The 25906-nt window shown below is 73.5% G+C and carries 25 protein-coding genes and 2 tRNA genes; 7 read left to right on the forward strand and 20 right to left on the reverse strand.

The annotated features are described in order from the left end of the window. Positions 1-10: 10 nt before the first annotated feature. From GGQ55_RS03050 to GGQ55_RS03065, 4 genes are all read right to left on the reverse strand, one after another. Positions 11-1156: a cystathionine gamma-lyase gene (locus GGQ55_RS03050; RefSeq protein WP_179715056.1), complete on the reverse strand. Its 1146-nt coding sequence runs from the start codon at positions 1154-1156 to the stop codon at positions 11-13. Next, positions 1153-2148 carry an NAD(P)H-dependent glycerol-3-phosphate dehydrogenase gene (locus GGQ55_RS03055; protein WP_179715057.1) on the reverse strand — a complete coding sequence of 332 codons (996 nt, stop codon included), beginning with the start codon at positions 2146-2148 and terminating at the stop codon, positions 1153-1155. The genes GGQ55_RS03050 and GGQ55_RS03055 overlap by 4 nt, the downstream gene beginning before the upstream one ends. Continuing rightward, positions 2145-2924 (reverse strand): lysophospholipid acyltransferase family protein, encoded by a 780-nt coding sequence (locus GGQ55_RS03060; protein WP_366488630.1) that lies wholly within the window; start codon positions 2922-2924, stop codon positions 2145-2147. The genes GGQ55_RS03055 and GGQ55_RS03060 overlap by 4 nt, the downstream gene beginning before the upstream one ends. Positions 2925-2996: 72 nt before the next feature. Next, complete coding sequence (locus GGQ55_RS03065; RefSeq protein ID WP_179715059.1) at positions 2997-4430, reverse strand: serine hydrolase domain-containing protein; 1434 nt, start codon at positions 4428-4430, stop codon at positions 2997-2999. A 69-nt stretch (positions 4431-4499) separates the two neighbouring features. On the opposite strand from GGQ55_RS03065, the gene cofC reads away from it, so the two are divergent. The 3 genes from cofC to GGQ55_RS03080 are packed head-to-tail and all read left to right on the forward strand — an operon-like array spanning position 4500 to position 8145. Continuing rightward, positions 4500-5117 (forward strand): 2-phospho-L-lactate guanylyltransferase, encoded by a 618-nt coding sequence (gene cofC / locus GGQ55_RS03070; RefSeq protein WP_366488632.1) that lies wholly within the window; start codon positions 4500-4502, stop codon positions 5115-5117. 42 nt (positions 5118-5159) lie between these two features. Next, positions 5160-7247, forward strand: a complete 2088-nt coding sequence (locus tag GGQ55_RS03075) for an RNA degradosome polyphosphate kinase (RefSeq protein WP_366488634.1) — start codon at positions 5160-5162, stop codon at positions 7245-7247. After that, the gene (locus GGQ55_RS03080) at positions 7231-8145 is read left to right on the forward strand and encodes an NUDIX hydrolase (protein ID WP_179715062.1); all 915 of its coding nucleotides are present in this window, start codon (positions 7231-7233) and stop codon (positions 8143-8145) included. The genes GGQ55_RS03075 and GGQ55_RS03080 overlap by 17 nt, the downstream gene beginning before the upstream one ends. A gap of 12 nt (positions 8146-8157) precedes the next feature. On the opposite strand, the gene leuD is transcribed toward GGQ55_RS03080, so the two are convergent. Next, positions 8158-8757 (reverse strand): 3-isopropylmalate dehydratase small subunit, encoded by a 600-nt coding sequence (leuD, locus tag GGQ55_RS03085; protein ID WP_179715063.1) that lies wholly within the window; start codon positions 8755-8757, stop codon positions 8158-8160. Between the two features lie 5 nt (positions 8758-8762). Further along, positions 8763-10175 (reverse strand): 3-isopropylmalate dehydratase large subunit, encoded by a 1413-nt coding sequence (leuC, locus tag GGQ55_RS03090; protein WP_179715064.1) that lies wholly within the window; start codon positions 10173-10175, stop codon positions 8763-8765. Positions 10176-10227: 52 nt separating this feature from the next. Between leuC and GGQ55_RS03095 the strand changes: the two genes are divergently transcribed. After that, on the forward strand, positions 10228-10929 hold the full coding sequence (locus GGQ55_RS03095; RefSeq protein WP_179715065.1) for an IclR family transcriptional regulator: 702 nt from the start codon (positions 10228-10230) through the stop codon (positions 10927-10929). Between the two features lie 3 nt (positions 10930-10932). Here GGQ55_RS03095 and GGQ55_RS03100 read toward each other — a convergent pair whose 3' ends face one another. Beyond that, positions 10933-11646: an MOSC domain-containing protein gene (locus GGQ55_RS03100; RefSeq protein WP_179715066.1), complete on the reverse strand. Its 714-nt coding sequence runs from the start codon at positions 11644-11646 to the stop codon at positions 10933-10935. Positions 11647-11674: 28 nt separating this feature from the next. Here GGQ55_RS03100 and GGQ55_RS03105 point away from each other — a divergent pair, with 28 nt between their 5' ends. Continuing rightward, positions 11675-12781 (forward strand): sulfite oxidase, encoded by a 1107-nt coding sequence (locus GGQ55_RS03105; RefSeq protein ID WP_179715067.1) that lies wholly within the window; start codon positions 11675-11677, stop codon positions 12779-12781. Positions 12782-12843: 62 nt separating this feature from the next. On the opposite strand, the gene GGQ55_RS03110 is transcribed toward GGQ55_RS03105, so the two are convergent. The 9 genes from GGQ55_RS03110 to GGQ55_RS03150 all read right to left on the reverse strand — a co-directional run bounded on the left by GGQ55_RS03110 (position 12844) and on the right by GGQ55_RS03150 (position 21026). Further along, on the reverse strand, positions 12844-13152 hold the full coding sequence (locus GGQ55_RS03110) for a hypothetical protein (protein ID WP_179715068.1): 309 nt from the start codon (positions 13150-13152) through the stop codon (positions 12844-12846). 10 nt (positions 13153-13162) lie between these two features. Next, entirely contained in the window at positions 13163-14845 is a 1683-nt protein-coding gene (locus GGQ55_RS03115; protein ID WP_179715069.1) for a sodium:solute symporter family protein, read from the reverse strand. A gap of 64 nt (positions 14846-14909) precedes the next feature. Beyond that, positions 14910-16082 carry a galactokinase gene (gene galK, locus GGQ55_RS03120; RefSeq protein ID WP_179715070.1) on the reverse strand — a complete coding sequence of 391 codons (1173 nt, stop codon included), beginning with the start codon at positions 16080-16082 and terminating at the stop codon, positions 14910-14912. Further along, the gene (gene galT, locus GGQ55_RS03125; protein ID WP_366488638.1) at positions 16079-17158 is read right to left on the reverse strand and encodes a galactose-1-phosphate uridylyltransferase; all 1080 of its coding nucleotides are present in this window, start codon (positions 17156-17158) and stop codon (positions 16079-16081) included. The genes galK and galT overlap by 4 nt, the downstream gene beginning before the upstream one ends. 166 nt (positions 17159-17324) lie before the next feature. Next, positions 17325-17397: transfer RNA gene (locus tag GGQ55_RS03130), tRNA-Glu, on the reverse strand. A gap of 51 nt (positions 17398-17448) precedes the next feature. Continuing rightward, positions 17449-17520 (reverse strand) — tRNA-Gln (locus tag GGQ55_RS03135). A gap of 62 nt (positions 17521-17582) precedes the next feature. Next, positions 17583-18743: a CPBP family intramembrane glutamic endopeptidase gene (locus tag GGQ55_RS28205; RefSeq protein ID WP_179715071.1), complete on the reverse strand. Its 1161-nt coding sequence runs from the start codon at positions 18741-18743 to the stop codon at positions 17583-17585. Positions 18744-18747: 4 nt separating this feature from the next. After that, on the reverse strand, positions 18748-20217 hold the full coding sequence (gene gltX / locus GGQ55_RS03145) for a glutamate--tRNA ligase (protein ID WP_179715072.1): 1470 nt from the start codon (positions 20215-20217) through the stop codon (positions 18748-18750). Continuing rightward, the gene (locus GGQ55_RS03150; RefSeq protein WP_179715073.1) at positions 20214-21026 is read right to left on the reverse strand and encodes a fumarylacetoacetate hydrolase family protein; all 813 of its coding nucleotides are present in this window, start codon (positions 21024-21026) and stop codon (positions 20214-20216) included. Before GGQ55_RS03150 ends, gltX begins: the two co-directional genes overlap by 4 nt. 38 nt (positions 21027-21064) lie before the next feature. Between GGQ55_RS03150 and GGQ55_RS03155 the strand changes: the two genes are divergently transcribed. Next, positions 21065-21433, forward strand: a complete 369-nt coding sequence (locus GGQ55_RS03155; protein WP_179715074.1) for a VOC family protein — start codon at positions 21065-21067, stop codon at positions 21431-21433. Here the strand turns inward: GGQ55_RS03155 and GGQ55_RS03160 are convergent, their stop codons facing one another. Then, entirely contained in the window at positions 21434-21958 is a 525-nt protein-coding gene (locus tag GGQ55_RS03160) for a GNAT family N-acetyltransferase (protein ID WP_179715075.1), read from the reverse strand. A 9-nt stretch (positions 21959-21967) separates the two neighbouring features. Further along, the gene (gene cimA / locus GGQ55_RS03165) at positions 21968-23563 is read right to left on the reverse strand and encodes a citramalate synthase (protein ID WP_179715076.1); all 1596 of its coding nucleotides are present in this window, start codon (positions 23561-23563) and stop codon (positions 21968-21970) included. A gap of 218 nt (positions 23564-23781) precedes the next feature. Between cimA and GGQ55_RS03170 the strand changes: the two genes are divergently transcribed. After that, complete coding sequence (locus GGQ55_RS03170; protein WP_179715077.1) at positions 23782-24183, forward strand: hypothetical protein; 402 nt, start codon at positions 23782-23784, stop codon at positions 24181-24183. Positions 24184-24264: 81 nt separating this feature from the next. Here GGQ55_RS03170 and GGQ55_RS03175 read toward each other — a convergent pair whose 3' ends face one another. Next, positions 24265-24876: a maleylpyruvate isomerase N-terminal domain-containing protein gene (locus GGQ55_RS03175; protein ID WP_179715078.1), complete on the reverse strand. Its 612-nt coding sequence runs from the start codon at positions 24874-24876 to the stop codon at positions 24265-24267. Beyond that, entirely contained in the window at positions 24876-25898 is a 1023-nt protein-coding gene (locus GGQ55_RS03180; protein ID WP_179715079.1) for a 3-isopropylmalate dehydrogenase, read from the reverse strand. Before GGQ55_RS03180 ends, GGQ55_RS03175 begins: the two co-directional genes overlap by 1 nt. Positions 25899-25906: the final 8 nt, after the last annotated feature.

The following is a 25906-nucleotide window of genomic DNA, read 5'->3' on the forward strand; positions in this document are numbered from 1 at the left end:
GCGCCCGACCCTAGCCGAGCGCCGGCTGCAGCCCCTCCAGCGCGGCGGACAGATCGGCCACCAGGTCGGCGGTGTCCTCGATCCCGCAGGAGAAGCGCACGAAGCCGGGAGGGACGGCGTCGCCGCCCCACTGGGCGCGCCGGTCCAGGGTGCTGTGCACCCCGCCGAAGGACGTCGCCGCCGTCCAGAGCCGGCTCGCGGCCGCCAGCCGGGCCACCGCCTCCTCCGACGCGAAGGTCGCCGACACCACGCCGTTGGGGCGCAGCATCTGGCGGGCGGCCAGCGCCGCCGACGGGTCCCCGGGCAGCCACGGCCAGCGGACCTCGCTCACCGCCGGCGCGCCGGCCAGCAGCTCGGCGACGGCCGCGGCGGTCGCCGCCTGCCGGGCCAGCCGCAGGTCCAGCGTGCTCATCGACCGGTGCCCCAGCCACGCCTCGAACGGCCCGGGCGTGGCGCCGGTGTGGTCGCGCCAGCTCTTCATCCGGGCGTGCAGCTCGTCGTCGGTGGTGCTGACGTGGCCGAGCAGCAGGTCGCTGTGCCCGGTCAGCGCCTTGGTGTCGCTGCCGATGGTCAGGTCGGCGCCGAGCGCCAGCGGCTTCTGGCCGAGCGGGGTCGCGGTGGTGTTGTCGACGGCGAGCACCGCGCCGGCCGCCCTCGTCGCCGCGGCGACGGCGGCGATGTCGCAGACGTCGAGCTGCGGGTTGCTCGGCGTCTCCAGCAGCACGAACCGCGCGCCCTCCAGGTCGCCGCGGGCGGCCACCTCGCCGATCTCGGGCGTGGAGACGAGGTCGACGCGCATGCCGAAGCGGCTGAGCTCGTCGGCGGCCAGGGCCCGCGTCGCGTAGTAGCCGTCGGACGGCAGCACGACCCGGTCGCCGGCGCCGGCGCAGGCCAGCAGCGCGGCGCTGACCGCCGCCATGCCGGTGGCGAACGACAGGCAGCGGCCGCCGTCCAGCTCGCCGACGGCGGCCTCGAACACCCGCAGCGTCGGCTGCCCGGTGCGGGCGTAGCCGTCGGCACCGCCGGTTCCCGGAGGGACGTCGCCGAGGTGGAACGGCGCGGCGAACACCGGGGACGGGCGCAGCGGAGCTCCCGGGACGGCGGCGTCCTCCCCCGCGCGGACCGACCGCGTGCCGTCCCCGTACTCCGGACTCACTCGGGCTTGGCCTCCCGGCTCATGATCTCCCGCACCAGGTTCTTCGGTGACTCGCCCTCGTGGCAGACCCGGACCACCGCCTCGGTGATCGGGACGTCGACGCCGTGGGCGCGGGCCAGGTCGAGCACCGAGCGGCAGCTCTTGACGCCCTCGGCGGTCTGCTTGGTGCTCTCCTGCACCTGCTCGACCGTCATGCCCCGGCCCAGCTTCTCGCCGAAGGTGCGGTTGCGCGACAGCGGTGAGCTGCACGTGGCGACCAGGTCGCCCAGGCCGGCCAGCCCGGCGAACGTGGTCAGCTCGGCGCCGAGCGCCAGCCCCAGCCGGGCGGTCTCGGCGAGGCCGCGCGTGATCAGCGACGCCCGGGTGTTGTCACCGAAGCCCAGGCCCTCGGCGACGCCCGCGGCCAGGGCGATGACGTTCTTCACCGCGCCGCCGAGCTCGCAGCCGACCAGGTCGGGGTTGGTGTACGGCCGGAAGTAGACCGTGTGGCAGGCCGCCTGCAGCGCCTCGGCCCGGTCGGTGTCGGGGCAGGCGATGACCGTGGCCGCCGGCTGCTCCTCGGCGATCTCCCGGGCGAGGTTCGGGCCGGACAGCGCGGCCACACGATCGGGCCCGGCGCCGGTGACCTCGCAGATCACCTCGCTCATCCGCTTGGTGCTGCCGAGCTCGATGCCCTTCATGAGCGAGAGCAGGCTGGCCTCCGGCGGCAGCAGCGGCGCCCACTCGGCCAGGTTGTCCCGCAGCGACTGGGACGGGATCGACAGCACCACGATGTCGGCGTCGACCAGCGCCTCGGCCGGATCGGCGGTCGTCCGGATCGCGGCGGGCAGCCGGATGCCGGGCAGGTAGTCCTTGTTCTCGCCGTCCTCGGTGATCGCCTTGGCCAGCTCGGGCCGGCGCGCGAACAGCGCGACGTCGCAGCCGGCGTCCGCCAGGACCTTGGCGAACGTCGTCCCCCACGACCCGGCGCTGAGCACCGCCGCCCGCGTCACGCCGCGCTCCCCGAGACGTCCCCGGGCTGCTCGCGCCGGGGGCGGGAGTAGAAGCTGTCGGGCGGGGTCTGGCCGCGCAGCTCGCCCAGCTGCTCGCGCACCCGGCTCATGATCAGGTCGGTCGTCCGGCGCAGCAGGTCGGGGGTGAGCGCCCGCCCCGCCGCGACCTCGGCGCGCAGCGCCGAGAGGTCCACCGGGTCGCCGACCAGGTAGTCCGCCGGCGAGCGCAGGCGCAGGTGCCACTTCTTGGTGTGGTAGTCGTGCAGGAGCTGCGGCCCCCACTGGGCGACCGGGACGACGACGGCGTCGGTGGTCAGCGCCAGCCGGGCGACGCCGGTGCGCGACTCCATCGGCCACCAGTCCGGATCGCGGGTCACCGACCCCTCGGGGTAGATCACGATGACGTTGCCCTCGGCGAGGTCCTGCTGCGCGGCGGAGACCGAACCGCGGGCCTCGGCGGTGAACCGGGCGACCGGGATCTGCCCGGCATGCCGCAGGACCCAGCCGGCGAAGCCCTTGAACAGCGACTCCTTGGCCAGGAAGTGCGGGATCCGGCCGTTGTCGAACACCAGCCGCGCGCAGGCGATCGGGTCGAGCACCGACACGTGGTTGGCCACCAGGAGCACCGGGCCGGTCGGCGGGATGCGGTCCCCGTGCCGGTAGCGCAGCCGGAAGACCAGGGAGGCGAGCGGGTAGATGGTCGCGATGCAGATCGCCATCCCGATCGGGATGGGTCTGCGGGTGCGCCACTTCGGCGGTCGCGTCGTCTTCGCCACCGGCTCCCCTCCTCGAGTGTGATCTGCGACCATGATCGCCCCTGACGGGGCCCGGCACCGCAGGTGGGGTCCCTACGACACGCCGCCGGGAGCGGTCATCGCCGCCACCTGCGCGGCGCGCCGGGCTCGGAAGTCCGCGATCGGCCAGGCCGACCCGCCGCCGACCCGGATCCGGCGCACCCCGCCGTCGTCGGCCCACTCGTAACCCACCGTCTCCCCCGGACTGCCGAAGCCGGGCACCGTCTCCAGCCGCAGGGTGTCGGGGTCGACCACGGTCAGCTCGCTGTACTGCTCCACCGGGTCCGGCGCGTTGGGGTGCAGCAGCACCAGCCGCCCGCCGAGCAGCGCGACGTCGGTCGTGCTCCACAGGTCGGCGAACCGGCCGGTGTAGCGCCGCAGCTGCTCGGCCGGCGGCCGGTCGGCGTCCTCCGGGGCGGCGAGCGCCAGGTCCAGCAGCCGGAGCAGGCCGCGGGCCAGCCCCGCGGCCGGCCCGTCGATGGCGTTGGTCAGCACGCTGACGACGACCTGGCCGGCCGGGTCGATCCAGGTGCGCGTGATGTGCCCCGGGTAGCCGCCGCCGTGCCCGATCAGCTCGCGCTCGCCCTCCGTGCGCAGGTCGAGGCCGAGGCCGTAGTACTCCGGCTCGCCCCCGTGCGCCCGGATCTCGGACTCACGGCGGCGCATCAGCCGCTTGCTCGCGTCGGTGAGCAGGGTCTCGTCGCCCGTGAAGTGCGCCGCGCCGTAGGTGGTGAGATCCCGCGCCGTCGAGGAGAAGCCGGTCGCGGCCGCCATCGCCCGGGTGTCGACGTGCGGGATGGACAGCCGCTCGTCCTCGCCGTCGAGCAGGGCGCTGTGCCCGGCCGCGTAGTCGCCGGCGCGGGCCGGGTCCCACTCGGGCGAGGTGTCGGCCAGCCCGAGCCGGTCGATCACCGCCGCCTGCACGGCGGCGGCGTAGCCGGTGCCGGTGACGGCCTCGATGGCCAGGCCGAGCAGCGAGTAGCCGATGTTGGAGTACTTGAAGTGCTCGTTGCGGCCGAGCACCGCGCCCTCGGCGGTGGCGATCTCGGTCAGCCGGTCGGCGTCCGGGAACGGGTGCAGCAGCTGCCAGTGGTCGCAGTCGCGGCCGTCGCGGATGACGCCGCCCTGGTGACCGAGCAGCTCGCGGACGGTCACCTCCGCGAGCGCCGAGCCGGCCAGGGCCGGCACCCACCGCACGATCGGGTCGTCCAGCCGCATCCGGCCCGCCTCGACCAGCTGCAGCACGGCCGTGGCGGTGAACGTCTTGGAGTGCGAGGCGATCCGGAACAGGTGGCCCGTGGTGAGCGGCTCGCCGGTGCTCTCGTCGGCGACGCCGACCGCCGTGTCGAGCACCAGCCGGTCCCCCACCCGGATCGCCGCCTGGACGCCGGGGACCCTGGCCCGGCGCCGCTGGAGGTCCAGCCAGGACTCGAGGTAGGGCGCGAGCTCGGCCGCCACGTCGGCGGTCTCGGCAACGGTGCGGCTCATGGCACCAGACCACCACACCCCGCCCGGACGCCGGTGTGGTGGGCTGGGCGGGTGCAACGGTGGTCGGTCGTGGTCCCGGCGAAGCGGCTCGCGCTGGCCAAGACGCGGCTGCGCCCGCTCACCGACGGCGCCCGGGTCGGGCACGCCGACGTCGTCCTGGCCCTGCTGGCCGACACGGTGGCCGCGGCGCTGGACTGCCCCCGGGTGGAGCGGGTGCTCGTCGTGACGGACGACCCGGCCGCGGCCGAGACGGTCCGGGCGCTGGGCGCCGGCACGGTCGCCGACGAGCCCGACGAGGGGCTCAACCCCGCGCTCGTGCACGGCGCGCTCAGCACCGGCGCCACGGCGGTGGCAGCGCTCTCCTCCGACCTCCCCTCGCTGCGCCCCGAGGAGCTCGCCGCGGCGCTGGACGCGGCCGGGGCGGCGCCGCGCTGCTTCGTCGCCGACGCCGAGGGCACCGGGACCACGCTGCTGACCGCCGTCGGTGTCCCGCTGGACCCCCGGTTCGGCCAGGGGTCGGCGGCCGCGCACCGGGCGAGCGGCGCCGTCCTGCTCGAGGGCGCCTGGCCGGGGCTGGCCACCGACGTCGACACGGAGGCCGCGATGCGCACCGCGCTGGCCCTGGGGGTCGGCCCGGCGACCGCCGGGGTCGCCGCCCGTCTCGGCGTCGCCAGCGGCTGCCGGTAGGAGGCGCTCCCGTCGTTCACCTCGGTGCGGCACGATGACGTCGTGGCCCCTCAGTCGGCATCGACCAGGACGGCACCAGCGGAGCAGACGCTGCCGGCCGACCGCTTCCTCAACCGTGAGCTTTCCTGGCTGGACTTCAACGCGCGCGTCCTCGAACTGGCCGAGGACGACGCCCTGCCGCTGCTGGAACGGGTGAAGTTCCTCGCGATCTTCGCCAGCAACCTCGACGAGTTCTTCATGGTCCGCATCGCAGGGCTCAAGCGTCGGCACAGCACCGGCCTGACCGTGCGCTCCCCCGACGGGCTGACCATCCGCGAGCAGCTGACCCGGGTCACCGAGCGCACGCAGGACCTCGTGCACCGGCACGCGAACGTGTTCCTCAAGGACGTCACGCCGCTGCTGGAGGAGTCCGGCATCCGGATCGTCCACTGGGCCGAGATCGGCGACACCGACGCGACGCGGCTGCGGGAGTACTTCCGCGACCAGGTCTTCCCCGTGCTGACCCCGCTGGCCGTCGACCCCGCGCACCCGTTTCCCTACATCAGCGGGCTCTCGCTCAACCTCGCCGTCTCGGTGCGCGACACCGACACCGGCACCTCGCACTTCGCGCGGGTCAAGGTGCCCAACAACGTGCCGCGGTTCGTGCCCGTGGGGCAGGCCGACACCAGCGCGACGTTCCTGCCGCTCGAGGACCTCATCGCCGCGCACCTCCCGCAGCTGTTCCCGGGCCTGGAGGTGGTCGCCCACCACCTGTTCCGGGTCACCCGCAACGCCGACCTGGAGGTCGAGGAGGACCGCGACGAGGACCTCCTGCAGGCCCTCGAGCGCGAGCTCGCCCGGCGGCGCTTCGGCCCGGCGGTGCGGCTCGAGGTCACCGACGCGATGGACCCGCAGATCCTCGAGCTGCTGCTGTCGGAGCTGGAGATCGGCACCCAGGACGTCGTCGTCGTCCCGGGTCTGCTCGACCTGGCCTCGCTGTGGCAGCTGTACGACCTCGACCGGCCGGAGCTCAAGGACGAGCCGTTCGTGCCGGCCACCCACCCGCGGCTGAGCGAGGGCGAGACGCCGCAGAGCGTGTTCGCGATGCTGCGCGAGGGCGACGTCCTGGTCCACCACCCGTACCAGTCGTTCGCGACCAGCGTGCAGCGGTTCATCGAGCAGGCCGCCGCCGACCCGAACGTGCTGGCGATCAAGCAGACGCTGTACCGGACGTCCGGTGACTCCCCGATCGTCAACGCGCTGGTCGACGCCGCGGAGGCCGGCAAGCAGGTCGTCGTCCTCGTCGAGATCAAGGCGCGCTTCGACGAGGAGGCCAACATCAGCTGGGCCCGTGAGCTGGAGAAGGCGGGCTGCCACGTCGTCTACGGCCTGGTCGGGCTGAAGACGCACTGCAAGACCGCGCTGGTCGTCCGCCGCGAGGGCGGCGTGATCCGGCGCTACTGCCACATCGGCACCGGCAACTACAACCCGAAGACGGCGCGGATCTACGAGGACCTCGGCATCCTGACCGCCGACCCGCGGGTCGGCGCCGACCTGACCGACCTGTTCAACACCCTCACCGGCTACTCGCGGCAGACGGCCTACCGCACGCTCATGGTGGCGCCGCACGGCGTGCGCAACGGGCTGCTGGACAAGATCCGGCGGGAGATGCGGCACGCGGCGGAGGGCCGGCCGGCCGGGATCCGGTTCAAGGTCAACTCGCTGGTCGACGAGCAGATCATCGACGCGCTCTACGAGGCGTCGATCGCCGGCGTCCCGGTCGAGCTGCTCATCCGCGGCATCTGCGCGCTGCGGCCGGGGGTGGCGGGCCTGTCGGAGAACATCGAGGTCCGGTCGATCGTCGGCCGGTTCCTCGAGCACTCGCGGGTGATGTCGTTCACCAACGGCGGCGACCCGGAGTTCTGGATCGGCAGCTCCGACCTGATGCACCGCAACCTCGACCGGCGCGTCGAGGTGCTGCTCAAGGTCTGCGACGAGCGCGCCCGGGAGGAGCTGGGCGCGACGCTCGACCGCGCGATGGCCCCGGAGGTGCGCTGCTGGACCCTCGGTCCGGACGGCGAGTGGACCCGCAGCGGCGAGTGCGACTACCAGGCCGAGCTGATCCACCAGGCCGGTGAGCAGGCCGGCTGAGCCGGTGCTCGCCGCGGGCGGTGCGGTCTGGCGGACCTCCGCCGACGGGTCGCTGGAGACCGTGGTGGTGCACCGGCCGAAGTACGACGACTGGTCGCTGCCCAAGGGCAAGCTCGACCAGGGCGAGCACGCGGTGCAGGCGGCCGTCCGCGAGGTCGACGAGGAGACCGGCCTGACCGTGGTCGTGGGCCGGCGCAGCCTCCGCACCCGGTACGCCGTCGAGGAGGGCGACAAGCAGGTCGACTACTGGCTGCAGCAGGCGATCGGCGGCGAGTTCGAGCCGAACTCCGAGGTCGACGAGCTGCGCTGGCTGCCGCTGCCGGAGGCGACCGCGCAGGTCACCCACGACCACGACCGCGCGGTGCTGGCCGACCTCGCCCGGGACGACGTCCCGCGAGCCCCCACCCTGCTGCTGGTTCGGCACGGCAGCGCCGGCGTCCGGTCGGAGTGGGACGGTCCCGACGAGCTGCGCCCCCTCGACGCCAAGGGTCACCGGCAGGCCGCGCGGCTGGCCGAGGCGCTGTCGCTGTTCGCGCCGACGACGGTGCTGTCGGCCGAGCGGACCCGCTGCCGGGAGACGGTGCAGCCGCTGGCCGAGCGCCTGGGCCTGCCGGTGCTGCCCAGCCCGGAGCTCGGCGAGGAGGAGTTCCACGAGGACCCCCAGGCCGGGCTGGCGCTGGTGGAGCGGCTGCTGGAGCCGCGCGACCGGCCGGGCGTCACCGTCGTGTGCAGCCAGGGCGGCGCGATCCCGTCGGTGCTCATGGCCCTCGGGGTGCGCTGGGAGGGCATGACCGGGCGGCTCTACCCGCCGTCGGCCAAGGGCAGCACCTGGGCGCTCGGCGGCCGGCCCGGCGCGCTGTCCGCGGACTACTACCGCGACTTCAACGCGCCGTCCTGAGCCGGCCCGTCCTCAGCGGGCGGGCTGGGCCTGGGGCTTCCAGGAGGGGCGCTGCGCCTCGTAGGCCTCGATGTCCTCGAGGTGCCGCTCGGTGAGGCCGACGTCGTCCAGGCCCTCGAGCAGCCGCCAGCGGGTGTAGTCCTCGACCTCGAAGGTCAGGGTCACCGCGCCGTAGCGGATCTCCTTGGCCTCGAGGTCGACCGTCACCTGCAGCGACGGGTCCTCCTCGATGGCCTTCCAGAGCGCCTCGACGTCCTCCTGCGGCAGCAGGACGGTGAGCAGCCCGGCCTTGGTCGAGTTGTTGCGGAAGATGTCGCCGAACCGCGAGCTGATGACGACCCGGAAGCCGCCGTCCAGCAGCGCCCAGACGGCGTGCTCGCGGGACGAGCCGGTGCCGAAGTCCGGCCCGGCGACCAGGATCGAGGCGTCGGCGTACTGCGGCAGGTTGAGCACGAACTCCGGCTCGTTGGTCCGCCAGGCGCTGAACAGGCCGTCCTCGAAGCCGGTGCGGGTGATCCGCTTGAGGTACTCGGCCGGGATGATCTGGTCGGTGTCGACGTTGCTGCGGCGCAGCGGGGCCGCCGTGCCGGTGTGGGTGGTGAAGGCGTCCATGGTGGTCAGACTCCAGCCGTCTCGAGGTCTGCGGGGGCGGTCAGGCGGCCGGTCAGCGCGGTCGCCGCGGCGACGGCCGGCGAGACGAGGTGGGTGCGGCCACCCTTGCCCTGGCGGCCCTGGAAGTTGCGGTTGCTCGTGGACGCCGAGCGCTCCCCCGGCTTGAGCTGGTCGGGGTTCATGCCCAGGCACATCGAGCACCCGGCGCCGCGCCACTCGGCACCGGCGTCGAGGAACACCTTGTCCAGGCCCTCGGCCTCGGCCTGGTTCTTCACGCCCACCGAGCCCGGGACGACGAGCATCCGGGTCTCCGGGTCGATCGTCCTCCCGCGCAGCATCTCGGCGGCCACCCGCAGGTCCTCGATCCGGCCGTTGGTGCAGGAGCCGAGGAACACGGTGTCGACCTTGATCTCGCGCAGCGGCGTGCCGGCGGTCAGGCCCATGTACTCCAGGGCCGACTCGGCGGCGCGGCGGTCGCTCTCGTCGGCGAAGTCGGCCGGGTCGGGCACCCGCTCGGAGATCGGGAGGCCCTGGCCCGGGTTGGTGCCCCAGGTGACGTAGGGCGTCAGGGACGAGGCGTCGATGTGCACCTCGCGGTCGAAGACGGCGTCGTCGTCGGTGCGCAGCGTCTGCCAGTACTCGACGGCGGCGTCCCAGTCGGCCCCGGACGGCGCGTGCGGGCGGCCCTCGAGGAACTCGAAGGTCGTCTCGTCGGGCGCGATCAGCCCGGCGCGGGCGCCGGCCTCGATCGACATGTTGCAGATCGTCATGCGGGCCTCCATCGACAGCTTCTCGATGGCGCTGCCGCGGTACTCGATGACGTGCCCCTGGCCGCCGCCGGTGCCGATCTGGGCGATGACGGCCAGGATGATGTCCTTCGCCGAGACGCCGGGCGGCAGGTCGCCGTCCACGGTGACCGCCATCTGCTTGGGCCGGTACTGCGGCAGGGTCTGCGTGGCGAGCACGTGCTCGACCTCGCTGGTGCCGATGCCGAAGGCCAGGGCGCCGAAGGCGCCGTGCGTGGAGGTGTGGCTGTCGCCGCAGACGATCGTTGTGCCCGGCTGGGTCAGCCCGAGCTGCGGGCCGATGACGTGCACGATGCCCTGGTCGCGGTCGCCCATGGGCGCCAGGCGGATGCCGAACTCGGCGGCGTTCGCGCGCAGGGCCTCGACCTGGGCGCGGCTGACCGGGTCGGCGATCGGCTTGAGGATGTCCAGGGTCGGGACGTTGTGGTCCTCGGTGGCCATCGTCAGGTCGGGACGGCGGACCGTGCGGCCGGCCGCGCGCAGCCCGTCGAAGGCCTGCGGGCTGGTGACCTCGTGGACGAGGTGCAGGTCGATGTAGAGCAGGTCCGGCTCACCGGCGGCGCTGCGCACGACGTGGGCGTCGTAGACCTTCTCGGCCAGGGTCTTGGGCACGGGTCTCTCCTGGGACTGGCGATCTCACTATGTGGGATGCGAGTATTGCTGTGTGGGACAGCCTAACCCCGTTGCGGTTCTGGACAAAGCAGTGGCCATCCTCCGGGCCGTCGCCGAGGAGCCGGCCACGCTCGCGGACCTGGTCGCCCGCACCGGCCTGCCCCGCGCGACGGCGCACCGGCTGGCCGTGGCGCTCGAGGGACACCGCCTCGTGGAGCGCACCGAGAGCGGGGTCTGGACCACCGGCGCCGGGCTGCGCGAGCTGGCGCGCAGCGGTCCCGACCTGGCCGAGCTCGCCGAGCGGCACCTGGTCACCCTGCGCGACGTCAGCGGCGAGAGCGCGCAGTTCTACGTCCGGGACGGCGCCTCGCGGGTCTGCGTCGCCGCCGCCGAGCGGGCGCACGGGCTGCGCGACACCGTGCCGGTCGGCGCCCGGCTGCCGCTGACCGCGGGCTCGGCCGCCCACGCGCTGCTCGCCTTCGCCCCGGCCGACGAGGTCAACCCGCTGCTGCCCTCGGCCAGCTTCACCGCCCGCACGCTGCTCGACGTCCGCCGGCGCGGCTGGGCGCACAGCGTCGCCGAGCGCGAGGCCGGGGTCGCCTCGCTGTCCGCGCCGGTGCGGGACGGCGCCGGGGGCGTGCTCGGGGCGGTGTCGATCTCCGGGCCGGTCGAGCGGCTGGGCCGCCGCCCGTCCCCCGAGGTCATCGGCGCCGTCCTGGACGCCGCCGCCGCCATCTCCCGCGCCGCCCGCTGACCCTCAGCGCAGGCGGGCCGGGTCGCCGCGGTGGACGGTGCCGCCGCGGAGCACCGACGCCGTCAGCCCGAAGGTCACCCCGGGCCGCGTCCCCAGGGTCTTGAGGATGCGGCCGTCGCGCGGCAGGTCGGCCTGGGCCAGGTCGACCATGCGGCAGCGCGGCATGCCGCCGTCGACCCGCAGCACGACGTCCCCGCCGAGGAGCAGCTCCCGGCCGATCCAGGCGTCCTCCACGAAGCCGGTCCCGGGCACCTCCAGGACGACGTTCGCGCGGAAGCGCTCGGGGTCGAGCGGCTCGCCCAGCAGGGCGGCCAGCGCGCGCAGCCCCGCGGTCGTGACGACGTGCACCGGCGACTCGTCGTGGTGCCGCACGTCGCTCTCGGGCCGCAGCGCCAACGGCCTGCCCAGCGCGTCGCTGAGACGAGCGGCCGCGGCGGGGTCGTCCGCCCGCAGCCACCGGCCGTCGGCGAACTCGATCTCGGGCACGGCGCCGCGCAGGACCGCGCGGTGGTCGAGCAGGCCGTCCACCCGCCGGAACCGCCGGGTGGTCTTGCCGCTGCCGATCCCGCCGTCGGGGCAGTACGCCGCCCAGCTCCGGTCTCCGACGACGCCGCGGGGCTCGAGGTCCAGCGCCTCGCACGGCTCACCACGCATCGACTTCACCGGATAGCGGGCGAGCGCCGCCACGCGAGGCGTCTCGGGAGGGAGGGCTGTCATCGCCCGCAGTCTCGCGCACACTGCTCCCATGACCGCCACGGAGACCAACGCCGGCCGGGCCCGCATCGCCGAGCCGGGCGAGGGCATCGGGCTCGACGAGCTCGCCCTGGCCACCCGCAACCACGGCATGCCGCTGGAGGCGCTGCGCTACGACGTCACGCCGCCCGGGCTGCACTACGTGCTCACGCACTACGACATCCCCGCGGTCGATCCCGGCACGTGGCGGCTGGAGATCGGCGGCGCGGTCGAGCGGTCGCTGTCGCTCGGCCTCGAGGAGCTGCAGCGCCGTCCCGAGGTCAGCGCGCGGGTGCTCCTGGAGTGCGCCGGAAACGGCCGCGCCCGCTTCGAGCCGCGCCCGGTGAGCCAGCCGTGGCTGCTCGAGGCGGTCGGCACGGCGGAGTGGACCGGGACGCCGCTGGCGCCGCTGCTGGAGGAGGCGGGCGTGCCGGCCGATGCGGTCGACGTCGTCTTCACCGGCGCCGACCACGGCGTGGAACGCGGCGTCGAGCAGGACTACGCCCGCGGCCTGCCGCTGGCCGAGGCGCTGCGAGCGGACGCGCTGCTGGTGTGGGGCATGAACGGCGCGCCGCTGCCGCCGCAGCACGGGGCGCCGCTGCGGTTGATCATCCCCGGCTGGTACGGCATGGCCCACGTGAAGTGGCTGCAGCGCATCGAGGTCCTGACCCGCCCGTTCGACGGCTTCCAGAACGCCACCGCCTACCGGATCAAGGTCGACTCGCACGAGGACGGCGAGCCGGTCACCCGCATCCGCCCGCGCGCCCTGCTGGCCCCGCCCGGCTGGCCGGACTTCATGACCCGCGAGCGGTTCGTCCGGCCCGGCCCGGTGACCGTCGCCGGCCGGGCGTGGTCGGGCGCGGCGCCGGTGAACCGGGTCGAGGTCAGCACCGACGGCGGCGCCACCTGGGACGACGCCGTCCTGGCCCCGGCGGACCCCGAGCACCCCTACGCCTGGCGGGCGTGGAGCTACGAGTGGACGGCCACCCCCGGCCGCGCCGAGCTGCTGGTCCGGGCGGCCGACGAGTCCGGCGACACCCAGCCGGTCGAGCAGGAGTGGAACCGCCAGGGCATGGCGAACAACCTCGTCCAGCGCGTGCCCGTCACCGTGGTGACGTGACAGGGCGGCCCCGTCCCGGGTCCCGCCCTGAGCGTGCGAAGGGTGGGGAGGACGGGGTCCTTCTAATGGCCCGGGTGGTTGGCCTCGTCCATGTTCTCGTGGGCCTCGGCGACCGCCTTCTCGTCCACGATGACCGGCCGCCACCGCGTCCAGACCGCGAAGGCGATGGCCACGACGATCATCACCAGACCGGCCCAGAGGTTGGCGTTGACGCCACCGGTCTTCTCCTTGTCGTCGGCGGAGTCGAAGAAGATCCCCATCACGACGAGGACGACGCCGTAGAGGCCGATCAGGCCGGCGATGAAGACCCGGACGTCGTAGGCGCCCGCGGTGTGCTTGCGGCCGCCGTCCTGGGATGCGGGAGTGCTCATGACAGGCTCCTCAGCGGAAGATCGCGTTCAGGGCGATGACCATCACGAGCGAGATGCCCGCGAGCTTGGTCGGTGACTGGTACCAGGGCAGCCGGTGTTCGTCGGGGTCGGTCCGCTGCTCCTTCGGCGTCTCGGAGTAGACGAGGCCGACGAGCTCCGACGCGGGCTTGGGTCGCGTCACGAGGGTGACGGAGACGCTGACGACGACGTCGACGACGAACGCGGCGCTGGCGGCCGCGAAGCTCGCACCCTGACCGCTGAGCGGGATCGCCCCCACCGAGAGGCCGCCGAGCGCGTCCTGGCTCAGCACGGCGACGAGCACGGCGCCGAGCGTGCCGGAGACCAGTCCCATCCAGCCGGCGGTCGCCGTCATCCGCTTCCAGAACATGCCCAGGATGAAGGTGGCGAACAGCGGCGCGTTGAAGAAGCCGAACAGGGTCTGCAGGTAGTCCATCAGGTTGCTGTAGCCGGAGGCGATCAGCGCCGTCCCGATGGCGATGATCGTGGCGGCGACGGTGGCCAGCCGGCCGATCCGCAGGTAGTAGCCGTCCGGCCGGTCCTTCTTCACGTACTGCTGCCAGATGTCGTAGCTGAAGACGGTGTTGAAGGCCGAGATGTTGGCCGCCATGCCGGCCATGAAGGCCGCCAGGAGGCCGGCGAGCGCCACACCGAGCAGCCCGTTCGGCAGCGTGTCGCGGATCAGCAGCAGGATCGAGTTGTTGTAGTCGAAGCTCTCGCTGCCCTCCGACTTCGCCTTCGCCAGGGTGGGCACGAGGATGCCGGCGATGATCCCCGGGACCACCACGAGGAACGGCACGAACATCTTGGGGAACGATCCGATGATCGGCGTGGCCCGTGCCGCGGACATCGACTTGGTCGCAAACGCGCGCTGCACCTCGACGAAGTTCGTCGTCCAGTAGCCGAAGGACTGCACGAAGCCCAGACCGAACACGATGCCGATCACCGACCAGACGGGGCTGGAGAAGCCGGTGAGCTCGGTGCCGGGCCAGGACCGCAGCTGCTCGGAGTCGCCGGCCGCCGTGACCTTGTCGATCAGGCCACCGATGCCGCCGACGCGGTGCAGCCCGATCAGGGTGAGCGGCAGCAGCGCCGCGACGATCACGAAGAACTGCAGCACCTCGTTGTAGATCGCGGCCGAGAGCCCGCCGAGGGTGATGTAGCTGAGGACCACTGCCGCGGCGATGAGCAGCGAGATCCACAGCGGCCACCCGAGGAGCAGCTCGACGATGTGCGCCAGCAGGTACAGGTTGATCCCCGCGATGAGCACCTGGGCGACCGCGAAGCTGATCGCGTTGACCAGGTGCGCCCCCGTCCCGAACCGGCGGCGCATGAACTCGGGGACGCTGCGGACCTTGGACCCGTAGTAGAAGGGCATCATCACGATGCCCAGGAAGAGCATCGCCGGGACGGCGCCGACCCAGAAGTAGTGCATGGTCGCCATGCCGAACTGGGCGCCGTTGGCGGACATGCCGACGATCTCGACAGCACCGAGGTTGGCCGAGATGAAGGCCAGCCCGGTGATCCACGCCGGCAGCGAGCGGCCGGACAGGAAGAAGTCCAGGCTGTCGGAGACCCGGCGGCGGGCGGCGAACCCGATCCCCAGGACGACCGCGAAGTACACGACGACGAGCGCGTAGTCGACGAAGGACGCGTCGAGTCTCAAGTTGTCCACGAGAACCGGTGCTTCCCGCAAGTGCGGGGTTCATGCGCGGTTTTTTGATCTTCCTCGGATCGTGTCAGCCGAGGCGCCGGGCTCCCGCCGAGGGGACCGCGACGAACGTCCGCGGCGGCGCCGGCGCCACGGCCGTGAAGCGCTGCACGATCGCCGCGGTGACCTCGTCGAGCCGGTCGGCGTCGACCAGCGCGATGGCGCTGCCGCCGAAGCCACCGCCGACCATCCGCGCGCCGTACGCCCCGGCCCCGACCGCCGCCTCGACGACCAGGTCGAGCAGGTCGGTGGAGATCTGGAAGTCGTCGCGCAGCGACTCGTGGCCGGCGGTGAGCACCGGCCCGATCGCCCGGACGTCGTCCTTCGCGCGCAGGGTGGCGACGACCTCGAGCACCCGGGCGTCTTCGGTCACGATGTGCCGGGCGCGGCGCAGCAGCACCTCGCCCTCGGCGGTGCCGTCGTCCAGGACGGCGAGCGCGGCGACGTCGTCGACCTCGCGGAGCAGCTGCACCCCCAGCCGGGCGGCTGCGTCCTCGCACTCGCGACGGCGGTCGCCGTACCCGCCGCCGGCGTGCTCGTGGGCCTGGCCGGTGTCGACGACGAGCAGCGCGAGCCCGGCGGCGGCCAGGTCGAAGGGCACCTGCTCGCGGCTGCGGTCGCGGGTGTCGAGGAACAGCGCGTGCCCTTCGGTGCAGAGCATCGAGGCGGACTGGTCGAGGATGCCGGTGGGGGCGCCGACGAAGTCGTTCTCCGCCCGGCGGGCCACGTCGACCAGGTCGTCGGCGGACAGCCCCGGCGCGCAGAGGTCGCGCACGGCGAGGGCGACGGCGCACTCGAGGGCGGCGGAGGAGGACAACCCCGCCCCGGCCGGGACGTCGCTGTCGACCAGCACCGACAGCCCGCCGACCGCGGCGACGGCGTCGCGCAGCCCGTGCACCACGCCCGCGGGGTAGCCGGCCCAGCCGCTCGGGTGCCCGGGGGTCAGCTCGGCCACGGGGACGACGACGTCGTCCTCGGGCTGCTGCACCGAGCTGAACGCGACGGCGCCGTCGGTGCGCGGCGCCACGGCGGCCCGCGTGGTGTGCGGCAGCGCCATCGGCAGCACGAAGCCGCCGTTGTAGTCGGTGTGCTCGCCGATCACGTTCACCCGGCCCGGCGCCGCCCAGACGCCGGCGGGCTCGGTGCCGAACCGGGCGGTGAACGCCTCGCGGGCCGCCTTGAGCGCCTGCTCGTCGTTCACGGGACCACCACGGCGCGCAGCTGCTCGGCGACGTCCTCGGGGTTGGTGTCGGTGATGAACGCGCCCATGCCCGACTCGGAGCCGGCGAGGTACTTCAGCTTGGACTCGGCCCGCCGGATCGAGAACAGCTGCAGGTGCAACCACCACTCGTCGCGGCCCTCGCGGACCGGGGCCTGGTTCCACGCCGCGATGTAGGGCATCGGGCTGTGGAACCGGTGCCGGAACCGGCCGAGGACGTCGAGGTAGACCTCGACGAACGCGTCGCGCTGGGCGTCGTCGAGGGCGGGCAGGTCGGGCACCCGGGCGGTCGGGAAGAACTGCACCTCGTAGGGCCAGCGCGCGGCCGCCGGGACGAACGCCGTCCAGTGGTCGTTCTCGGCCACCACGCGCGGGCCCTTGCGCTCGCTCTCCACGACCTCGGCGAACACGTCGCCGTCGGCCCGGCGGACGGTGTCGAGGATCGTGGCCGCCCGCGGCGGGATGTAGGGGTAGGCGTAGATCTGCCCGTGCGGGTGGGAGAGGGTCACCCCGATCTCCTCGCCGTGGTTCTCGAACGGGAAGACGTACTCGACCCCGTCGATGGCGCCGAGCTCCGCGGTGCGGTCGGCCCAGACGTCGACGACCAGGCGCGCCCGGTCGGGGCCGAGCTCGGCGAAGGCGCGGTCGTGCTCGTCGGTGAAGCAGACGACCTCGCAGCGCCCGAACCCCGGCCGCAGCTCGGCCAGGGGCGCCCCGGGAGCGGTCGGCGGGACGTCGCGCTCGACGGCGGTCGCCAGCGAGGGGAACCGGTTCTCGAAGACGACGACCTGGTACGCGCTCTCGGGGATCTCCGTGGGCCGCCCGGGGCGGGACGGGTCGAGCGGGCACTCGTCGGCCGGCGGCAGGAAGGTCCGCGACTGCCGGTGCGAGGCGATCGCCACCCACTCCCCCAGCAGGGCGTCGTAGCGCAGCTGCGAGTGCGTGCTCACCGGGGGCAGGTCGCGCGTGTCCTCGGCGGTGCGGGACACCGGGTGCCGGTCGTCGTCGTAGTAGAGGATCTCCCGGCCGTCGGCCAGTCGACGACTCGTGCGGATCACCCTGGACCGACCTCCCGCGGCAGCGTCGTGCGGCCGGATTCGGCCCCCACGACGCTATCCCCGCGTCGTGATCTTGGGCCAGCCGGGTCGGGGTCCGTTCCCCCGGACGAGGGCCGGTGGGACCGCGAGAGCCCCCGGCCTGGGAAGGCCGGGGGCTCTCGGTGCGTAGCCCCGAAGGGATTCGAACCCTCGCTACCGCCGTGAGAGGGCGGCGTCCTGGGCCGCTAGACGACGGGGCCGTGCGGTGGTGCTGTCCTACAGAGTAGGTGAGGCGGTGGTGCTCTTCCTCGCTGGGGTACCAGGACTCGAACCTAGACTAACGGAGCCAGAATCCGTCGGGCTGCCAATTACCCCATACCCCAATGCTGGCGCGGCACCTCGCGGCGCCAGGAAGAGACCATACCCGACGTCGGACGGACGGGTCTCACCACCCCCGGGGCGTGGCGGGCGCCGGCACGGCGGCCGGTCCGGGAAACCGCAGGTCGAGGGCCGGTGTGAGCGTTTCGGGCCGCAGCGTGGCGCGGCTGCGTGCGACCAACGCCACGTAGGCGGCCATCGCGAGGACGTCCAGTCCCACGACGAGCAGGCCCGGTCCGGCGTCGTCGGTGGCCACGGCCTCCCCCAGCCCTCCCGCCAGCAGGAAGATCAGCACGTTGTTCACCGCGTGCAGCACGATGGCGCCCTCGAGGCCGCCGGTCAGCCACACGACGGCCGAGGCCGCGAGCCCGAACGCGAACCGGTCGAAGAAGGTCAGGAAGTCGGGCGGGACGTGCGCCAGGGAGAACAGCGTCGCGGTGATCACCGCGGCGAGGACCGCACCGGCGCGCGGAGCCCGGATCCACCCGGCGATGGCCTGGCTGAGGTAGCCGCGGAACACGTACTCCTCGGCGGCCGACTGCAGCGGTGTGGTGAACAGCACGACCAGGATCAGCCAGCCGTAGCCGCTCACGGGGCCGCTGACGCCGTCCGGCTCGACGGCGATCCCGACGACGACGGTGAGCGCGACCCCGACCCCCAGGGTGGCCAGCGCGCGCCAGGTCAGCGGCGCGAACAGCCGCCAGCGCATCCGGGCCAGCACCGAGGAGGACCAGCCGGTGCCCATCCCGTGCGCGACCGCCCAGGCCAGCCAGACCGTGGGGATCCCCACGATCAGGGTCAGGTTGGTGACCAGCAGGGTGAACGGGTCGATCAGGTTCTCCAGCGCCAGGTCGGGGCTGACCCGGGTGAGGACGGCGACCAGGACGACGACGACGTCGGCCACCGAGAACACGACGCCGAAGAGCAGCAGCCCGAGCAGCGGCCGCCACCAGCGCCAGTCCCGCGACAGCATGGCCTGCAGGAACGTGCGCGGGACGTCGTGCGGCGGCGTACCCGGAGGCGGCGCCCAGCGCACCGCCGGGGGCGGTGGCGGCCACGGAGCCGGCGCCGCCCAGTAGGGCCCGTAGGGCGGCGGGCCGTAGACGGGCGGCCCGTAGACAGGAGGCGGGCCGTAGGCGGGCGGGCCGTACGCCGGCGGCGGGTAGACCGGCGGCGCAGCGTAGGGCTGCATCGGCGGCGGGCCGGCGTACGGCTCGTACTCGGTCACGGGGTCAGTCGGTGGCCAGGGCCCGGGCCCGCTGCAGCCGCGCCAGGGTGCGGTCGCGGCCGAGCAGCTCGATCGACTCGTAGAGCGGCGGGCTGACCGTGCGCCCGCTGACGGCGACCCGCACCGGCCCGAACGCCTGGCGGGGCTTGCGGCCCAGTCCGTCGACCAGCGCCGTCTTCAGGGCCTCCTCGATCGCCTCCGTGGACCAGCTGGCCAGCCCCTCGAGAGCGGTCGCGGCGGCGTCGAGCACCTCGGCGGCGTCGGCGCCGGCCAGCTGCTTCTCCGCGGCAGCCGGGTCGATCTCGACGTCCTCGGTGAACAGGAAGCCCAGCAGCCCGACCGCGTCGGACAGCACCACCATGCGCTCCTGCGCGAGCGGCGCGATCGCCTCGAGCACCTGCCGCTGCTCGGCGGTCGGTGGCTCGGCCACCAGCCCGGCGGCGGCCAGGAACGGGATCACCCGCTCGACGAACTCGCCGACGGGCAGCGCCCGCAGGTGGGTGGCGTTGATCGCCTCGGCCTTCTTCAGGTCGAAGCGGGCCGGGTTGGCGCTCACCCGGGTGATGTCGAAGGCCTCGACCATCTCCTGGGGGCTGAAGACGTCGCGGTCGTCGGCGATCGCCCAGCCCAGCAGCGCCAGGTAGTTGATCAGGCCCTCGGGCAGGAAGCCGCGCTCGCGGTACACGTCGAAGTTGGACTGCGGGTCGCGCTTGGACAGCTTCTTGTTGCCCTCGCCGAACACCAGCGGCAGGTGCCCGAACCGCGGGGTGCCCTTCGCGACGCCGACGTCGGTGAGCGCCTGGTAGAGCGCGATCTGCCGCGGGGTGGAGGGCAGCAGGTCCTCGCCGCGCAGCACGTCGGTGACGCCCATGAGCGCGTCGTCGGTCGGGTTGGTGAAGGGGTAGAGCGGCACCCCGTTGCCCCGCATGAGCACGAAGTCGGGCACCGAGCCGGCGGCGAAGGAGATCTCGCCGCGCACCAGGTCGTCCCAGGCCAGGTCGGTGTCGGGCATGCGCAGCCGCAGCACCGGCAGCCGCCCCTCGTCCCGGAACGCCTGCTTCTGGGCGTCGGTGAGGAAGCGGTCGGCGTTGTCGTAGCCCAGCTTGGGGTCCTGGCCGGCGGCCAGCCGGCGGGCGTCGACCTCCTCGTTGGTGGAGAAGGACTCGTAGGCGTGCCCCGCCTCGAGCAGCTTGGCGGCGACCTCGCGGTAGATCTCGTGGCGCTCCGACTGCCGGTAGGGCCCGTGCGGGCCGCCGACCTCGGGGCCCTCGTCCCACTCCAGGCCGAGCCAGCGCATGCAGTCGAGCAGGTGCCGGTAGGACTCCTCGGTGTCGCGCGCGGCGTCGGTGTCCTCGATGCGGAAGACGAACGTGCCGCCGGTGTGCCGCGCGTGCGCCCAGTTGAACAGCGCCGTCCGCATGGCGCCGACGTGCACCAGCCCGGTCGGCGACGGGCAGAACCGGGTGACGCTCATCGGGAGCCGCCGGCGGTGGAGACGCGGTCGGCGTCGGCCACCGGGTTGGACAGCGTGCCGAGGCCCTCGATCGTGACGTCGACCCGCTCGCCGGGGAAGATCGGCCCGACGCCGGAGGGGGTGCCGGTGAGGACGACGTCGCCGGGCAGCAGCGTCATGACGTCGGAGATGTAGGAGATCAGCGTCGGGACGTCGAACAGCAGTTGGCTGGTTCGGCCCTTCTGCCGCGGGGCGCCGTCCACGGTGCAGAGGACCTCGAGGTCCGCCGGGTCCTTGCCCAGGCCGGCGAGATCGGTCTCGATCCACGGGCCGAGCGGGCAGAACGAGTCGAAGCCCTTGGCGCGGGTCCACTGCCCGTCGCTCTTCTGCATGTCCCGCTCGGTGACGTCGTTGCCGATCGTGTAGCCGAAGATCGCCCCGGCGACCTGGTCGGGGCGCACGTGCCGGGCGCCCCGGGCGCCGATGACGACGGCGAGCTCGGCCTCGTGGTGCACGTTGGTGCTGCCCGGCGGGATGCGGATGGCGTCGCCGGGACCGATCACCGAGGTCGACGGCTTGAGGAACAGCAGCGGCGCCTTGGGCGCATCGCCGGTGTTCATCTCCTTGACGTGCTCGGCGTAGTTCTTGCCGACGCAGACCACCTTGCTCGGCAGGATCGGCGAGACCAGCCGCACGTCGGCCTGCGCGAAGCGGGCGCCGGTGAACGAGATCTGGCCGAAGGGGTGGCCCTCGATCTGGGCGACGTTGCCGTCGCCGTCGAGGACGCCGAAGGACATGCCCTGAGGGCTGGCGAAGCGGACGATGCGCACGGGTCGAGGCTACTTGCGCGGGCCGTACGGTCTCCGGCATGGCCTGCCGCTTCACCGAGCTCGTCGTCGACTGCCGGGACCCGCGGGCGCTGGCCGCCTTCTGGGCGGCGGTGCTGGACTACCGGGTGCTCTCCAGCGAGGAGGACGAGGTCGAGATCGGGCCGGAGGCCGGTTTCGGTGGTCCGGTGCCGACGCTGGTGTTCGGCCGGGCGAGCGAGCCCAAGACCGGCAAGCTGCGGCTGCACATCGACGTCTCCCCCACCGACCGCGACCAGGACGACGAGCTGCAGCGACTGCTGGACCTCGGCGCGCGGCCGGCCGACGTCGGCCAGACCGGCGAGGAGTCCTGGCACGTGCTGCAGGACCCCGAGGGCAACGAGTTCTGCCTGCTGAGGACCCGGGTCTGATCAGTCCCCGGGCAGCCGGGAGTACATGACGACGTCGACCCGGCGTCCCCGGAGGACCAGGCGCTGCCGCAGCACGCCCTCGGCGGTGAAACCGGCGGCCTCCGCGACCCGGATCGAGGCGGTGTTGGCCGGCTCCACCACGAGCTCGGCGCGCGCCGCGCCGCGCTCGTCGAAGAGCCAGCGGGTGAGCGTGCGCAGCGCGTCGCTGGTCAGCCCGCGTCCCCGTGCGGCGGCGGCCGTCCAGTAGCCGATGTGCGCGACCCCGTCGACCATCCCGTGCGCCCCGATGCTGCCCGCGATCTCCCCCGTCGCGAGGTCCTCGACGGCGAACACCGCGCCGCCGTCGTCCCAGGCCTGCGGGGCGACGGTGCTGACGTAGGCGACGGCGTCCTCCCGCGTGTACGGGGAGGGCACCGTCGTCCACTGCTGGATGCCGGGGTCCTGGCAGGCGGCGAAGACGGCGTCGGCGTCGGCCGGCGTCCAGGGGCGCAGCCGCACCCTCGCGCCGGTCAGCTCGGGCTGCACCGGTCGCCCTCAGCCCTCGGCGACAGCCGGGGCGCGGTGCAGGACGGCATAGGTGAGCGCGTCGACGAGCGCGTGCCACGACGCCTCGACGATGTTGGCGTGGACGCCGACGGTGGTCCACTCCCCCACGCCGTCCGTGGTGTCGACGAGCACCCGGGTGGTGGCGCTGGTGCCGCCCTTCCAGCCCAGGATGCGGACCTTGTAGTCGGCCAGCGACACCGCGGCCAGCTGCGGGTAGCGGCCGACCAGCGCCTGGCGCAGCGCGTTGTCCAGGGCGTTGACCGGGCCGTTGCCCTCGGCGGTGCTGATGATCCGCTCGCCGTCCACGTGCACCTTGACCGTCGCCTCGCTGACGACGACACCGTTGCCCCAGTGCTCGACGGAGGTCTTGTAGCTCTCCAGCTCGAACAGCGGCTCGGGGGCGTCGGGCAGGGCGGCGCGCAGCAGCAGCTCGAAGGATGCGTCAGCGGCCTCGAACGACCAGCCGTCGGCCTCGAGCACCTTGACCTGGTCGACGACCTTGCCGATCACGTCGGCGTGCCCGTCGAGGTCGACGCCGAGCTCGCGGCCCTTGAGCTCGACGGAGGCCCGGCCGGCCATCTCGGTGACGAGGATGCGCATGTCGTTGCCGACCACCGCCGGGTCGAGGTGGTTGTAGAGCTCGGGGCTGACCTTGATGGCGCTGGCGTGCAGGCCGGCCTTGTGCGCGAACGCCGAGGCGCCGACGAACGGCTGGTGGTCGTTCGGCGCGATGTTCGCCAGTTCGGCGATCGCGTGGCTGACCCGTTGCAGCTCGGCCAGGCACTCGGCCGGGACGACGGGCAGGCCCATCTTCGTCACCAGGTTGCCGATCAGGGCGAACGTGTCGGCGTTGCCGGCGCGCTCGCCGTAGCCGTTCGCCGTCCCCTGGACGTGGGTGACGCCGTTCTCGACGGCGGCGAGCGAGTTGGCGACGGCGCAGCCGGTGTCGTCCTGGCAGTGGATGCCGAGCCTGCCGGTGACCCGCGAGCGGACGTCGGCCACGACCCGGCCGAGCTCCATCGGCAGCATCCCGCCGTTGGTGTCGCACATGACCCCGACCTCGGCACCCGCGCCGAACGCCGCCTCCAGCACGCGGACGCCGTAGTCGGGGTCGGCCTTGTAGCCGTCGAAGAAGTGCTCGCAGTCGAGGAACACCCGCCGGCCGTGGCGCACGAAGAAGGCGACGGTGTCGGCGACCATCGCGAGGTTCTCCTCGAGCGTCGTCCGCAGGGCCTCGCGCACGTGCCGGACGTCGGACTTGGCGACCAGGCAGACGACCGGGGTCTCGGCGTCGAGCAGCGCCTTGACCTGCGGGTCGTCCTCGACGGCGACGCCGGCCTTGCGGGTCGAACCGAACGCCACCAGCAGCGCGTGCCGCAGCTTGAGCTCGGTGCGGGCGCGGGAGAAGAACTCGGTGTCCTTCGGCAGCGCACCGGGCCACCCGCCCTCGATGAAGCCGACCCCGATCTCGTCGAGCAGCCGGGCGACGGCGAGCTTGTCCGCGACGGAGTAGCTGACGCCCTCGCGCTGGGCGCCGTCGCGCAGGGTGGTGTCGAAGACGTGGAAGTCGAGATCGGTGGCCACGGGGTGCTCCTGGAGGGATGGATTGTTCCCGGCAAACAAAAAGACCCCCCGGGAACGGGAGGTCTGCGCGCAGTCGGGAACGGACTGCGCGCTAGGCGATAATGATCGTGCGGAAGGCGGTCATCGCCGACGAGTAAAGCACGCTGCGGTGCGCCGTGGCTGCACCCGGGCTCGGAAACCGGGTGATCGAGCGGCCCGGATCCTGCTACCTCTCTGCGGTGATCCCGACCTCCTGGACCCCGGTGCACCGCCCGTCCGACGCCGAGCACGTGGGCTACCTCGCGCCCGACGGTGCTCCCGGGCTCGTGGTCCCGACGTCGCTGGTCGGGCTGCCGCTGGGTCCGGCGCAGCCGTCGGTGCAGGCCGCCGCGGTGCTGGTGGCCGACGGTCTGCGCAGCCTCGACCGGCGCTGGTGGTGCCGGCTGCCCTCGCCGATGCCCGCCGACGTCCTGCCCGCCGCGGAGCCCGAGCCGGACTGGGGGTGGCACCCCGTCGTCCTGGTCGAGGTCTCACCGGAGGGCTGCACCGTGCGACTGGAGATGGCCGAACCTGCCCAGCTGAGGGCTCGGGCCTTGCTCCCCGTCCCCGTCGGCGAGCTGCTGCGCGCGGCCGCGCCATGATCAGCGCCGACCTCGCGGTGTGGTCGCGACCCTCTCGCTGTGCCGCGAGGGTCGCGACCGGACCGCGAGGGTGACCGAGGGTCAGAGGACAGAGAAGGACGGCGGGAGGCCGGGGCGGCCCGTCGCTGCGAGCAGCAGCGGGCCGGCGAGACCGTTCGTGACCGCGAGCTCGGACACCAGCGCCAGCGCCTGAGCCGCGGCGCGCTGCGGCACGTCCGTCGGTTCACCGAGCGCCCGCGCCAGGTCGCAGGTGTGGACGACGAGCTCGAACGTGCGCGTGGGCAGGTAATCGGCCAGCCGCATGCTGCCCGCGAGGGTCGTGGGCAGCTCCTCCCCGGTGCACGCCGCGACGAACGGCACGACTCGAGCTGCGATCGACGCCACCGCGGCCGCCGGGTCGTCGCCCAGCGCCGCACCGGCGTCCCGCCCGCGCTGGGCGACCGCCGGACCGTCGGTCTTCCCGTGGATCGCCCGGTAGTAGTCCACCGCGGAAGCGACCTCGACAGTGGCGGCCGGGCGGGTCAGGTACTCCTCGACGGTCAGGAACGAGCGGCTGGTGTGGCCGACCAGCGCGCGGACGTCCCACTCGCCCAGCCCGGGCTCGTCCCACCGCGGACCGACGAGCGCCGCGGTGCGCACGAACCACCCCGCGGCCGCGTCGAAGGCGGCCCGGGAGTCGTCCCAGCCGGACATCAGCCGCCGGCGAGCGCGGCCAGCCGGTCGCCGACCTCCGCCGTCCGCACCGGGCCCTGCGGGTCGCGGGTGGACAGGTCGAAGGCGACCGCCGCGTTGACCTTCTTCGCCTGGTCGGCACGACCGAGGTGGTCGAGCAGCAGGCCGACGGAGAGCACGGTCGCGGTCGGGTCGGCCAGCCCCTGCCCGGCGATGTCCGGAGCCGAGCCGTGCACCGGCTCGAACATGCTCGGGTTGGTGCCCGAGACGTCGAGGTTGCCGCTCGCCGCCAGGCCGATGCCACCGGTCACCGCGGCCGCGACGTCGGTGACGATGTCGCCGAACAGGTTGTCGGTGACGATGACGTCGTAGCGGCCCGGGTCGGTGATGAAGAACATCGACGCCGCGTCGACGTGCTGGTAGGCCACCGTCACGTCCGGGAACTCGGCGGCGACCTCCTCGACGGTGCGCGACCACAGGCCGCCGGCGTAGGCGAGCACGTTGGTCTTGTGGATCAGGGTCAGGTGCCGGCGCGGCCGGAGCAGGGCCCGCTCGAACGCGTAGCGGACCACGCGCTCCACGCCGAAGGCGGTGTTGATGCTGACCTCGGTGGCGATCTCGTGCGGCGTGTCCTTGCGCAGCACGCCGCCGTTGCCGACGTAGGGGCCCTCGGTGCCCTCGCGGATGCAGAGCATGTCGATCGCGCCGGGGTCGGCCAGCGGGCTGGTCACGCCGTCGTACAGCTTCGCCGGCCGCAGGTTCACGTGGTGGTCGAGCTCGAAGCGCAGCCGCAGCAGCAGCCCGCGCTCGAGGATGCCGCTGGGCACGCCCGGGTCGCCGACGGCGCCGAGCAGGATCGCGTCGTGCTGGCGCAGCTCGTCGAGCACGGTGTCGGGCAGCAGCTCGCCGGTGCGCTGCCACCGCGCGGCGCCGAGGTCGTAGGACGTCGGCTCGATGTCCGGTGCCACCGCCGAGAGGACCTTCAACCCCTCGGCCACCACCTCGGGCCCGATGCCGTCTCCGGGGATCACTGCCAGGCGCATAGTCGGGA

Source organism: Petropleomorpha daqingensis (assembly GCF_013408985.1).
GTDB classification, from domain to species: domain Bacteria; phylum Actinomycetota; class Actinomycetes; order Mycobacteriales; family Geodermatophilaceae; genus Petropleomorpha; species Petropleomorpha daqingensis.